Origin of the sequence: Rathayibacter sp. AY1D1, from assembly GCF_002932635.1 — a bacterium.
Classification (GTDB): domain Bacteria; phylum Actinomycetota; class Actinomycetes; order Actinomycetales; family Microbacteriaceae; genus Rathayibacter.
Genome location: NZ_PSVY01000012.1, coordinates 40,919 through 52,837, shown reverse-complemented (window position 1 = coordinate 52,837; position 11,919 = coordinate 40,919). Strand labels below are relative to the sequence as shown.

Genomic DNA, 11,919 nt, shown 5'->3' with positions numbered 1-11,919 from the left:
GCCGGCGCGTTCAGCTTGACTCCATCGCGGGACGGATGCCCCGACCGCAGCGCCTGCCTAGGGTGGAGGAGCGGCCGCCCACCGCGGCCCGGAAGGGACACACATGGACGGGACGACGCCCCCCGGCATTCCCCAGGACGGCACGGATACCGAGACCGCCGCCGCGCGCACCGCCGCCGACGGCACCGCTGCCGAGCACACCGACTCCGCGCGCACCGACCCCGCGACCCCCGCGTGGGCCGCCCCCGAGGCCTCCGGCCGCCACGGCGAGGTCGCCCTGCGGATCCGCGGCCTCCGCAAGCGCTTCGGCGACAAGGAGGCCGTGAAGGACATCGACCTCGACGTCCCCGCCGGGTCCTTCTTCGGGCTCGTCGGCCCCAACGGCGCGGGCAAGACGACGACCCTCTCGATGGCCACGGCCCTGCTCCGCCCCGACAGCGGCGTCGTCACGATCCACGAGGTCGACGTCTGGAAGGACACCCTCGAGGCGAAGCGGCTGATCGGCGTCCTGGCCGACGGCGTCAAGCTGTTCGACCGCCTCACCGGTCTCCAGCTCGTCACCTACTACGGCCTGCTCTGCGGGCTCGAGCGCTCCGTCGTCGTCGAGCGGACCGACGACCTCCTCGCCCTGCTCGGCCTCGATCCGGCCGACCGCACGCTCGTCGTGGACTACTCCGCGGGCATGACCAAGAAGATCGCGCTCGCCTGCGCGCTCGTGCGCGCCCCGCGCCTCCTGGTGCTCGACGAGCCGTTCGAGTCGGTCGACCCGGTCTCGGCGGCGAACATCCGCGACATCCTGACCGGCTTCGTCGCGTCGGGCGGCACGGTCATCGTCTCGTCCCACTCCATGGACCTCGTCGAGCGGATGTGCGACCGGGTCGCCGTCATCGCCGACGGCCGCGTGCTCGCCTCCGGCACCCTCGAGGAAGTCCGCGCCGGCTCCAGCCTCGAGGAGCGCTTCGTCGAGCTGGTCGGCGGCCGCACCCACCAGGAGGGACCGGCATGGTTGCGCATCTCCTGAGGCTGCGGCTGCTCCTGCTCCGCAACTCGCTGACGCGGAACGTGTGGCAGCTGATCGGCGTGATCCTCGGCGGTCTCTACGCGATCGCGGTGCTCGGCCTGGTCGCGGCCGGCCTGGTCGCGCTCGGAGGCACGGACCCGGCGTTCGCGAACGTCGCGATCGTCCTCGGCGGCTCCGCTCTGATCCTCGGCTGGGTGCTCGGGCCGATCTTCCTGTCCGGCTCCGACCAGAGCCTCGACCTGCCCACCCTCGCGACCTTCCCGATCCCGCTGCGGACCCTCCTCCTCGGGCTCGCCGCCGCGGGCCTCGCGGGCATCCCCGGCGTGGTGACCACGCTCGGGGCGCTCGCCTCCGCCGCCGCCTGGTGGAGCCGTCCGATCGGCATCCTGCCCGGCCTCGTCGCCGCGGTGATCGGCGTCGCGACCTGCGTGGTCGCGTCCCGCCTGATCGGCGCGCTCACCACGGGCCTGGGCTCGAGCCGCCGCTACCGCGAGGTGATCGGCGGCGTCGTGCTCGTCGTCGTCATCCTGCTCGGACCGCTCTTCTTCGGCCTGACCAACGTGATCCGCGACGGCCTGGACGTCCTGCCCGTGATCGCGGGCGCCCTCGGCTGGTCGCCGCTCGGCGCGATCTGGGCCGTCCCCGGATCCGTCGTCGCGGGCGACTGGGTCGCGGCGATCGCGCGCCTGCTGATCGGGCTCGCGACGCTGACCGTCCTCGTCTGGGCGTGGGCCCGGGCGCTGCGGCACGCGCTCGCGGAGCCCGCCGCGTCCGGCGCGCACTCCGCCTCCGGATCCGCGGGCCTCGGCCTGTTCGGGCGCTTCCCCGGCACCCCGACCGGCGCCGTCGCCGCGCGTGCCCTCGGCTACTGGTGGCGCGACCCGCGCTACAGCCGCGGGCTCCTCGTCATCCCCGCCGTCGTCGTCCTCGCGGTCTTCTACTCCGCGATCGGCAGCGGCGGCGACACCTTCGTGCTGCTCTCGGCCGTGCTCGTCGGCCTGATCTTCGGCGTGACCCTCTGCGCCGACGTGTCGTACGACGGCACCGCCTGGGCGGCGCACGTCAGCTCCGGAGTGACGGGGTCGGCCGACCGCGCCGGTCGCGTCGTCGCCGCCGCGATCATCGGCGTCCCTGCGGTGGTCGTCGTGGCGGTGGGCACCGCGCTGTACGCGGGACGCGCCGACGCGATCCCGGCCGTGCTGGGCATGGCGCTGGCCCTCGTTCTCAGCGGGTTCGGGGTGTCGAGCGTCGCCTCGTCGCTCGTCGTCTACCCCGTGCCCGGGCCGGGGGACAGCCCGCTGAAGACGCCGCCGGGCTCCGGGATGATCTCGAGCGTCGTGATGCTGGGGAGCATGGCCGCGACCGGCCTGCTGGCGCTCCCGTCGATCGTCCTCGGCGCGATCTCGCTCATCGGCGGCGACCCGGCCTTCGGCCTGATCGGACTGGCGGCCGCCCTCGTGCTGGGCACCGTCTTCGCGCTGGTGGGCATCCGCGTCGGCGGTCGGATCGTCGACCGCCGAGCGCCGGAGCTGTTCGCCGCCCTCGTGACGATCGGCTGACGCGGGTGGCGGGGCGCGGGTGGGCGGTGCCCGCCCGCTCCCCGTCTCCGCCCCGCTCCCCGCCCCCGCGAGTGCGCGGAAGTCGTCGCACTCGAGCTCGAGTGCGACAACTCCTGCACACTCGCGGGAGCGCCGAATGCCGAGTGCCGAGCACTCAAGAGTCGTCGTAGTCGAGCGCGAGCACGATGACTTCTGCGCACTCGAGGGTCGCTCGAGTGGACGAGTGTCGAGTCTCCAAGAGTCGTCGCAGTCGAGGGCGAGTGCGACAACTCCTGCGTGCTTGCGAGTGCGACGACTCCTGCGCACTCGCGGGAGCCGACGAGGACCGCGCGCACTCGCGAGTGGCCGCGCGCCCGCGAAGGCCCGCACACGGGAGCCGCGGCAGAATGTGGACATGCGCAGCCTCGAAGTCCTCCTCGATCCGGAGTCGGAGGCTCGCGTCCGCAGCCAGTGGGAGGCGCTCGAGGCGGCCGGCATCCCGAGCCTCGCACTGCACACGTCCGCCAGCAACCGCCCGCACCTCACCCTGGTCGCCGGGCCCGAGCTGACCGCCCCGGAGCCGGGCGCGCTCGGTCCGCTGCCGGCGACGGCCGACCTCGGTGCCGTCCTCCTCTTCCCGCACGCCGGGCGCTTCGTCCTCGCCTGGGGAGTGGTCCGCTCGCCCGCCCTCGACGCTCTGCACGACCGGGCCACGCGCCTCGTGCCGGGCGGCGTCGACACCTCGCTGCCGGACGCCTGGACGCCGCACATCAGCGTCTCGCGCCGCCTCCGCGCCGAGCAGCTCGGCGACGCCGTCCCCCTCCTCGGCGAGCCGTTCACCGTCGGCCTCGCGGGCGTCCGCTTCTGGGACGGCGACACCCGCACCCTCACCGACCTCTGATCCGGGCGCCGCAGAAGACCCCCGACCTCCCCGCAGCCGCCTCCCCAGCTCCCTCCCTGCGGCCCTTCTCCACAGTTCCCCGGACCCCCGGGGCGGCGTCGGAGGCGGCGGGTAGAGTTCCCCGGGTGACAGAGCCCACCGCGACAGCCCTCCCCGCCCCGCCGCTCGCCGACCCCTCGGCGGAGTCCCGCGGCGGCGTCCGGAGCGACGCGGCGAGCGGCGCCCCGGGATCCGGATCCTCCGAGGCGCAGGCGATCCTCGAGAAGGTCTTCGGCTACGGCTCCTTCCGCGGCGAGCAGCAGGCCATCGTCGAGCAGGTCATCGGAGGCGGCGACGCCGTCGTCCTGATGCCCACCGGCGGCGGCAAGTCGCTCTGCTACCAGATCCCCGCCATCGTGCGCCCCGGCACCGGCGTGGTCGTGTCCCCGCTCATCGCGCTGATGCAGGACCAGGTCGACGCCCTCCGCGCGAACGGCGTCCGCGCCGAGTTCCTCAACTCCACCCAGGACGCGGGCGAGCGCAGCCGCGTCGAGCGCGCCTACCTCGACGGCGAGCTCGACCTGCTCTACGTCGCCCCGGAGCGCCTGGGCAACGAGGGCATGAAGCAGTTCCTCGCCCGCGGCCGGATCGCCCTCTTCGCGATCGACGAGGCCCACTGCGTCAGCCAGTGGGGCCACGACTTCCGCCCCGACTACCTCGCACTGGGCGAGCTCGCCGAGCGCTGGCCCGACGTCCCGCGCATCGCCCTCACCGCGACCGCCACCGAGGCGACGCACCGCGAGATCACCTCGCGCCTGCACCTCGGCGCCGCCCGCCACTTCGTCTCGAGCTTCGACCGCCCGAACATCCAGTACCGGATCGTCAACAAGGTCGAGCCGCGCAAGCAGCTGATTGACTTCCTGCGGCGCGAGCACGCGCACGACGCGGGCATCGTCTACGCCCTCTCCCGCAAGAGCGTCGAGGCGACGGCCGAGGCGCTGCGCTCGGCGGGCTTCGACGCCGTCGCGTACCACGCGGGCCTCGACTCGCGGGTGCGCGCCGCCGCCCAGTCGCGGTTCCTCCGCGAGGAGGGCGTCATCGTCTGCGCGACCATCGCCTTCGGCATGGGGATCGACAAGCCGGACGTGCGGTTCGTCGCGCACATCGACCTGCCCAAGTCGGTCGAGGGCTACTACCAGGAGACGGGTCGCGCCGGCCGCGACGGACTGCCGTCCACCGCCTGGCTCGCCTACGGCCTGCAGGACGTGGTGCAGCAGCGCCGGATGATCGACGAGTCGCCGGGAGACCTGGCGCACCGTCGGCGGATGTCCGCGCACCTGGACGCGATGCTCGCGCTCTCCGAGACGGTCCAGTGCCGCCGGGTGAACCTGCTCGCCTACTTCGGCCAGGAGAGCACCGCCTGCGGCAACTGCGACACCTGCCTCGAGCCGCCCGCCTCCTGGGACGGCACCGTCGCGGCGCAGAAGTTCCTGTCGACGGTCGTCCGCCTCAAGCGGGAGCGCAACCAGCAGTTCGGCGCCGGACACATCATCGACGTCCTCCGCGGCAAGACCACGCCGCGCACCACTCAGCACCAGCACGACGGCCTGGCCACCTGGGGCATCGGCGCCGAGCTCAGCGACACCCAGTGGCGCGGAGTCGCCCGCCAGCTCCTCGCGCAGGGCCTGCTCGGCGTGAACGACGACGGCTTCGGCACTCTCGTGCTCACGCCCGCGTCCGGCTCCGTCCTCAGCGGCGAGCGGAAGGTCGAGCTGCGGCAGGAGCCGGAGAAGCCGGCCCGCTCCAGCGGATCCTCCCGCTCCGGGCGGTCCACCGTCGCCGAGCTGTCGGGCGAGGCTCAGCCGCTGTTCGAGCGGCTCCGGGAGTGGCGCGCCGCGCAGGCCCGCGCGCAGGCGGTCCCGGCCTACATCGTCTTCAACGACGCGACCCTCCGCGAGATCGCGACCGCCGAGCCGGCGACGATGGACGCGCTCAGCATCATCGGCGGCGTCGGCCAGAAGAAGCTGCTCACCTACGGCGAGGCCGTGCTCGCCGTCGTCGCGGGGGAGAGCCCCGAGATCGCCGTCCCGGAACCCGGTGAGGAGGCTCCCGCTCCCCGCCGCGCGCCGGCCGCCCGTGGCGGGTCGTCCCGCTCGCAAGGGGCGAAGCCCTCGTTCGGCCGCGAGTCGTCCGGTCCGCCGGTGTCCGCCGCGCAGCCGCCGGAGGACGACTGGGTGCCGCCGGACGAGCCCGACTGGGAGCCCGGCTGGGACAGCTACTGATCCGTCGCTGAGGCGCGCGATTCACCGCCCGCGACGGAGGCGGGCGTCGGCGCGGGCGATCGTGTCCCGGCGTCCGCGTCGACGATCGTCCCCACCTCGTCACCGACGCGAGCGTCCTCGGCCCGACGCACCGACGAGCGCCCTCAGCCGTTCGCGCCCGTCGACGCCATCCACCCGCCGAGCAGCGTGCAGCAGAACGACACCGCGAGACCCGCCACCGGCACCCAGAACGCGATGCGCCGCCGCACCAGCAACACGATCGAGACGACCAGCGCCGCGACGAACGGGACCCACACTCCTCCTGCGGCGAGGACCATCCCGCCCTCGATCAGGCCGATGTCGCAGGCGTTCGATCCGCCGCACGAGTCGCTGGCCATCGCGAAGAACAGCCCGAAGAACGACAGCAGCAGCGTCACCGCGGAGGCCACGAGGATCAGCACGATCGTCAGCACCAGATCCCAGACGCGGACCGGGCGCCGATGGGGCACCCCGGATCCCGGCGCGGCCGGAGGCGCGGGAGGCGCGGCCGCGACGTCCACGGGCGGCGCACCCGGAGTCCGGGGAGGCGCTGCCGCGACGTCCGCGGGCGGCCCGGCCGCCGGCTGTCGGGCGGGCGGAGGGGGAGGCAGCGGCGGCTCGCTCATGCCGAGAGACTAGCGAGGCGGCCTCCGGTGCGGCGTCCCTCCTCCGCAGAAGCAGCCCGCAGGGACAGTCCGTTCAGCACACGGACGAGCCTCCCCCTCCTCCGCTCCCGTCGGCAGGGACAGCCCGTCCAGCGCACAGACGAGGCGCCCCGCCTCCGCCTGGTCGGTTCCGACAACGCGCTTCCGCCTCCGCCCGGCGCAGTTTGTGCCCGGGCGACGGAACGTTTCCGCCGCGCCGCCGCGCGACCTACCGTGCGAGGACCGCCTCCGCTGCCGCGCCCGTCGGCGCACGACGCACCGGGAGCGGCCCGAACCGCAGACGGTCGAAGGGACACGAACACCATGGTCAGCACCGCTCCCCACCCCCGCTCCGCCGCCGACGCCGCCGACCGGGCGGCCACCGGGCGCACGCGGGCCCGGCGCTCCCGCTCGGGCTCCATCGCGCCCACGCCGCCGGTGGACTCCCTCGGCTCCGAGGTCGACGCGCGCCTGGACGAGGACGGCGCCCCCGCCGTCGAGGTCGCCGCCCTCGGCGAGACCCTGCTCGGCGCCTGGCGCGAGCAGCGCCTCGCCAGCCGCGCTCTGACCGCCCGCCCCGAGCTGCACCGCACCGACGGCCTCCCGATGAAGGAGCACCGCCTCCGCGTCTCGGAGCAGATGCGCGTGCTCGCGGCCGAGGGCGGCGTGCACCGCGCCTTCCCGGTCGACCTCGGCGGCGAGGCCGACCACGGCGGCAACATCGCCGGCTTCGAGGAGCTGGTCACCGCCGACCCCTCGCTGCAGATCAAGTCCGGCGTGCAGTGGGGGCTCTTCGGCGCCGCGGTCCTGCACCTGGGCACCCGCCCGCACCACGAGAAGTGGCTGCCGGGGATCATGAGCCTCGAGATCCCGGGCGCCTTCGCGATGACCGAGACCGGGCACGGCTCCGACGTCGCGTCGATCGCCACGACCGCCACCTACGAGGACGGCGAGTTCGTGCTGCGGACGCCGTTCCGCGCGGCCTGGAAGGACTACCTCGGCAACGCTGCGGTGGACGGGCGCGCGGCGGTCGTCTTCGCGCAGCTGGTCACCCTCGGCGTGAACCACGGCGTCCACGCCTTCTTCGTCCCGATCCGCGACGAGCAGGGCGCGTTCCTGCCCGGCATCGGCGGGGAGGACGACGGCCTCAAGGGCGGTCTGAACGGGATCGACAACGGCCGCCTCCACTTCGACGGGGTCCGCGTCCCGCGCGAGAACCTGCTGAACCGCTACGGCGACGTCGCCGCCGACGGCACCTACTCCTCGCCGATCGCGAGCCCGGGCCGCCGCTTCTTCACCATGCTCGGCACGCTGGTGCAGGGCCGCGTCTCGCTCGACGGAGCCTCGGTCGCCGCGGCGAAGATCGCGCTGACGGTCGCCGTCACCTACGGCGACCAGCGCCGCCAGTTCACCGGCGGCGGCGAGCGGGAGGAGGTGCTGCTCGACTACCAGCGGCACCAGCGCCGCCTCCTGCCGCGCCTGGCCACCACCTACGCCGCCGCCTTCGCGCACGAGAAGCTGCTGACGGCGTTCGACGAGGTCTTCTCCGGCGCGAACGACACCGAGCAGTCGCGGCAGGACCTCGAGACCCTCGCCGCGGGGCTGAAGGCGCTCTCGACCTGGCACGCTCTCGACACGCTGCAGGAGGCGCGCGAGGCCTGCGGAGGCGCGGGCTTCCTCGCGGAGAACCGGCTCACGCAGCTGCGCGCCGACCTCGACGTGTACGCGACCTTCGAGGGCGACAACACCGTGCTCCTCCAGCTGGTCGCCAAGCGCCTGCTGACCGACGTCGGACGCCGCTTCAAGGGCGCCCAGCCCGCGGAGCTGGCGCGGTACGCCGCCTCGCAGGTCGCGGGGGCGACCGTCGACAACTCGGGTCTGCGCCGTCTGGCCCAGGTCGTCGCCGATCGCGGATCGACGGCCCGCTCGGTCGGCCAGCTGCGGGAGGACCAGCGCGAGCTGCTCACCGGCCGCGTCGAGAGCATGGTCGCGGGGATCGCCTCACGGCTGCGCCCGGCGTCGAAGCTGCCCTCCGACGAGGCGGCCCGCCTGTTCAACGCGCACCAGAGCGAGCTCATCGAGGCGGCGCGCGCGCACGCCGAGCTGCTGCAGTGGGAGGCGTTCACGGAGGCGCTCGCCGGCGTCGAGGACGCGGGCACGCGCACCGTCCTCACCTGGCTCCGCGACCTGTTCGGCCTGGGCCTGATCGAGAAGCACCTCGACTGGTACCTCATCCACGGGCGCCTGTCGTCGCAGCGAGCGGTCGCGGTGACGTCCTACATCGACCGGCTGCTCGCCCGCATCCGCCCGCACGCCGCCGACCTGGTCGCGTCGTTCGGCTACGGGCCCGAGCACGTGCGCGCGGCGATCGCGACCGGCGCCGAGGCGGAGCGCCAGGAGGAGGCGCACGCCTGGTACGAGGCCGCCCGCGCCTCCGGCACCCTCCCCACTCCGGAGAAGCGCCGCTGAGCCCCTCCTCGAGATGCCGCTCCGGTACGCGACACGTCGCGCGAGGCGCACCGGAGTGGCATCCCGTGGCGACAGGACGGGGAGGGGCGCGTCAGGACGCGAGGAACGCCAGCGCCTGGTCGCGCTCGGCGCGCAGCTCGAGCACGGACTCGTCGATCCGCGCGCGGGAGTGCGCGTCGATCTCGAGCCCCTCGATGATCCGCCACTCGCCGTCGACGGAGCGGACCGGGAACGAGGAGATCAGCCCCTCCTCCACCCCGTAGGAGCCGTCCGACTCGACGGCGGCCGAGGTCCACGACGTGCCGTCGACCCAGTCGCGCACGTGATCGATCGCGGCGGAGGCGGCGGACGCGGCCGAGGAGGCTCCGCGGACCTCGATGATCTCGGCGCCGCGCTTGGCGACCCGCGGCTCGAACTCCGTGTGCAGCCACTCCGCGTCGACCAGCTCGGGCACCGGCCGTCCGCCGACGGTGGCGTGCGTCGCGTCGGGGTACTGCGAGGCGGAGTGGTTGCCCCAGATCGCGACGCCCTCGATCGCGTCGACGGGGGCGTCGAGCTTCGCGGCGAGCTGCGCGACCGCCCGGTTGTGGTCGAGGCGCGTCATCGCGGTGAAGCGGCCGGCGGGGATGTCCGGGGCGCTGCGCCGCGCGATCCAGGCGTTGGTGTTCGCCGGGTTGCCGACGACCAGCACGCGGATGTCGGAGGCGGCGTGCGCGTTCAACGCGGCGCCCTGGGGCCCGAAGATGCCCGCGTTCGCGGCGAGCAGGTCGGCGCGCTCCATGCCCGCGCTGCGCGGCCGGGCGCCCACGAGGAGGGCGACGCTCGCGCCGTCGAACGCCGCGGCCGGGTCGTCCGTCGCCTCGATCCCGCGGAGGAGGGGGAAGGCGCCGTCCTGCAGCTCGAGCGCCGTGCCCGCGGCCGCGCGGAGGCCGGAGGGGATCTCGAGCAGGTTCAGGCGGACGGGGACGTCCGGCCCGAGGAGCTGACCCGAGGCGATGCGGAACAGGAGCGCGTAGCCGATGGCGCCTCCCGCTCCCGTGACCGTGACCGTGACCGGAGTGCGCTGCTGGTTCATGCGCCGAGCGTATTCCCGCCGGCTGGGGGAGGGGGAGGAGTCAGCCGGACGGCGGGCCCTCGGCGGGAGGCGCCGTCGACCCGCGGAGCACGAGCTTATTGCGCAGCCGCACGTGCTGCTCGGCCACGCTCCCGCCGTCGATCAGCGTCAGGAGCGCCCGGGCGGCCGCGCGCCCCACGCGGTGCAGCGGCTGCCTCACCGTCGTGAGCGCGGGGACCACCCGGGAGGCGTCGGGCACGTCGTCGTAGCCCACGACCGACAGCTGCCCCGGCACCGAGAGGCCCAGCGCCCGGGCCGCCTCGATCACGGCGATGGCGGAGGCGTCGTTCGCGGCGAGGACCGCCGTCGGGCGGTCGGGCAGCAGCAGCAGCTCGTGGGCGGCGGCGAGGGAGGGGTCGTGCCGGTAGTAGCCGACCCGTACGAGCGCGGGGTCGTAGGGGAGGCCGGCGTCCGCGAGCGCCCGCTGGTAGCCGGCGCCGCGCCGGTGCGACGACTCCAGGTCGGGGCGGCCCGCGACGAAGCCGATGCGGCGATGGCCGAGCCCGATCAGGTGGCTCGTCGCCAGCTGCGCTCCGCCGAAGTCGTCGGTCGCCACCGAATGCAGCTCGGTCTGCGCGGTCAGCGGATCCACGACGACGAGCGGCAGGTCCGACGAGGGGATCACGCCGGAGGGAGTCACCAGGATCGCTCCCGCTACGTGCGCCTCGGTGAGGCGCCGCAGGGACTCCTGCTCCCAGCCCGCCCGGCCCCGGCGGCTCGCCCCGCTGCCGGCGAGGAGGTCGAACCGGGTCCCCCGGAGCGCCGTCGCCACTCCCTGCAGCACCTCCGTGCCGAACGGCTCGAAGTCGCCCAGGAGCACGCCGATGACGCCCGAGCGCTCCGCGCACTCCGTCGTCACGACCTCCTGCTCGGCCTCCGCCGTCGCCGCCCCTGCGGACATCCTCGTCCCCTCCCGCCGTCCCCGCCCGGCCGCGGCGGAACGCGGTGATCGCCTCGCTGCGCTGCTCCGGACGGTTGAGAACACGTCCTTGCAATCGGGAATGTTCCCGGTAACATTGCCCGCAAGACTAGCTGAGGGAAAGCTCAGCAGTCGAGAGAGACGAGTGTCGGGCAGCCTTTCTCCCCTCAGTGCTGAGGGGGTCGAGAGCTGGAGCTCGCGTGGCCACGCTGTGGAAGCCGCCGCGCACGAGCCGTCCGCCGCTCTCCGCGCGTCCTGCGCTCCAGGCGCGGCCGAACGCCCCTCGGGCTGCGCCGCGCTCCGTCCTCTCGCGGCCTCGGGCCGCGCCACCACTCCGCGCCGTCCGGCGCTCGACCTGATCGGCGACGATGCCGATCGAGTGAGGAACACCATGTCCACGCGACGCACCCCCCGACCCCTCTGGCTCGTCCGCTCGGGCGCCGCTCTCGCCGGCTGCCTGCTCCTGTCCGGCGTCGCCGCCGCGGCTGCGGCCGCCGACACCGAGTACGGCTCCGACGACGTCGACGTGAACGTCAGCATCGAGGAGCTGGAGCAGCCCGGCGCCCTCTCGATGTCGATCGACGGCACCTCCGCCACGCTCGCCGAGGAGGGCTCCACCCCGACCGTGCGCGCCTTCACGGGGCAGCTGCCCGACGTGACCGTGACGGACACCCGGACCGTCGACGAGATCCCGGCCGGAGCCGGCTGGTACGTCCTCGGCTCGGCGAGCGCCTTCACCGGCGACGCGGACCAGGAGGACATCTCCTCCGACCACCTCGGCTGGACGCCGGTCCTCGTGGACGGCGGCGAGTCGGGCCTCGTGTCCGAGGGCGACCCGGTCGACACGATCCTCGACGAGGGTGCCGACGCCGTGGGCCTGTTCGACCAGGAGCTGCTCGCGCTGTCGCTCGACTCGCAGGAGACCGCGACGGACGGGTCCTGGACCGTGTCCGCGGGCCTCACCCTGAAGACCGAGGCCGACGTCGCCCCCGGCGACTACTCCTCCGTCCTGACGCTGTCGCTGTTCGAATGAC

At 74.2% G+C, this 11,919-nt stretch carries 9 protein-coding genes; 6 read left to right on the top strand and 3 right to left on the bottom strand.

Annotation, left to right across the window (positions count from 1 at the left end; all coding sequences use genetic code 11):
* Positions 1 to 103 precede the first annotated feature (103 nt).
* The 4 genes from C5C56_RS09800 to recQ all read left to right on the top strand — a co-directional run bounded on the left by C5C56_RS09800 (position 104) and on the right by recQ (position 5,721).
* Positions 104 to 1,021 carry an ABC transporter ATP-binding protein gene (locus C5C56_RS09800; RefSeq protein ID WP_104319493.1) on the top strand — a complete coding sequence of 306 codons (918 nt, stop codon included), beginning with the start codon at positions 104 to 106 and terminating at the stop codon, positions 1,019 to 1,021.
* Positions 1,003 to 2,580: a transporter gene (locus tag C5C56_RS09795; protein ID WP_104319492.1), complete on the top strand. Its 1,578-nt coding sequence runs from the start codon at positions 1,003 to 1,005 to the stop codon at positions 2,578 to 2,580. Before C5C56_RS09800 ends, C5C56_RS09795 begins: the two co-directional genes overlap by 19 nt.
* Before the next feature lie 394 nt (positions 2,581 to 2,974).
* On the top strand, positions 2,975 to 3,460 hold the full coding sequence (locus tag C5C56_RS17840; protein ID WP_104226039.1) for a 2'-5' RNA ligase family protein: 486 nt from the start codon (positions 2,975 to 2,977) through the stop codon (positions 3,458 to 3,460).
* Between the two features lie 125 nt (positions 3,461 to 3,585).
* Positions 3,586 to 5,721 carry a DNA helicase RecQ gene (gene recQ / locus C5C56_RS09790; RefSeq protein ID WP_181132675.1) on the top strand — a complete coding sequence of 712 codons (2,136 nt, stop codon included), beginning with the start codon at positions 3,586 to 3,588 and terminating at the stop codon, positions 5,719 to 5,721.
* Positions 5,722 to 5,864: 143 nt separating this feature from the next.
* Here recQ and C5C56_RS09785 read toward each other — a convergent pair whose 3' ends face one another.
* Entirely contained in the window at positions 5,865 to 6,365 is a 501-nt protein-coding gene (locus C5C56_RS09785) for a DUF6264 family protein (RefSeq protein ID WP_219813884.1), read from the bottom strand.
* Between the two features lie 342 nt (positions 6,366 to 6,707).
* Here C5C56_RS09785 and C5C56_RS09780 point away from each other — a divergent pair, with 342 nt between their 5' ends.
* Entirely contained in the window at positions 6,708 to 8,852 is a 2,145-nt protein-coding gene (locus tag C5C56_RS09780) for an acyl-CoA dehydrogenase (RefSeq protein WP_104319491.1), read from the top strand.
* A gap of 91 nt (positions 8,853 to 8,943) precedes the next feature.
* Here the strand turns inward: C5C56_RS09780 and C5C56_RS09775 are convergent, their stop codons facing one another.
* Positions 8,944 to 9,927, bottom strand: coding sequence for a malate dehydrogenase (locus C5C56_RS09775; protein ID WP_104224379.1), 984 nt, complete (start codon positions 9,925 to 9,927; stop codon positions 8,944 to 8,946).
* Between the two features lie 40 nt (positions 9,928 to 9,967).
* Positions 9,968 to 10,867, bottom strand: a complete 900-nt coding sequence (locus C5C56_RS09770; protein ID WP_104226034.1) for a LacI family DNA-binding transcriptional regulator — start codon at positions 10,865 to 10,867, stop codon at positions 9,968 to 9,970.
* Positions 10,868 to 11,276: 409 nt separating this feature from the next.
* Here C5C56_RS09770 and C5C56_RS09765 point away from each other — a divergent pair, with 409 nt between their 5' ends.
* Positions 11,277 to 11,918, top strand: coding sequence for a hypothetical protein (locus C5C56_RS09765; protein ID WP_104233676.1), 642 nt, complete (start codon positions 11,277 to 11,279; stop codon positions 11,916 to 11,918).
* Position 11,919 lies beyond the last annotated feature (1 nt).

Bases quoted from the DNA above. Each gene is read 5' to 3' on its own strand.
- C5C56_RS09800 (WP_104319493.1), top strand. From the start codon at position 104: ATGGACGGGACGACGCCCCCCGGCATTCCCCAGGACGGCACGGATACC.
- C5C56_RS09795 (WP_104319492.1), top strand. From the start codon at position 1,003: ATGGTTGCGCATCTCCTGAGGCTGCGGCTGCTCCTGCTCCGCAACTCG.
- C5C56_RS17840 (WP_104226039.1), top strand. From the start codon at position 2,975: ATGCGCAGCCTCGAAGTCCTCCTCGATCCGGAGTCGGAGGCTCGCGTC.
- C5C56_RS09785 (WP_219813884.1), bottom strand. From the start codon at position 6,365: ATGAGCGAGCCGCCGCTGCCTCCCCCTCCGCCCGCCCGACAGCCGGCG.
- C5C56_RS09780 (WP_104319491.1), top strand. From the start codon at position 6,708: ATGGTCAGCACCGCTCCCCACCCCCGCTCCGCCGCCGACGCCGCCGAC.
- C5C56_RS09775 (WP_104224379.1), bottom strand. From the start codon at position 9,927: ATGAACCAGCAGCGCACTCCGGTCACGGTCACGGTCACGGGAGCGGGA.
- C5C56_RS09770 (WP_104226034.1), bottom strand. From the start codon at position 10,867: ATGTCCGCAGGGGCGGCGACGGCGGAGGCCGAGCAGGAGGTCGTGACG.
- C5C56_RS09765 (WP_104233676.1), top strand. From the start codon at position 11,277: ATGTCCACGCGACGCACCCCCCGACCCCTCTGGCTCGTCCGCTCGGGC.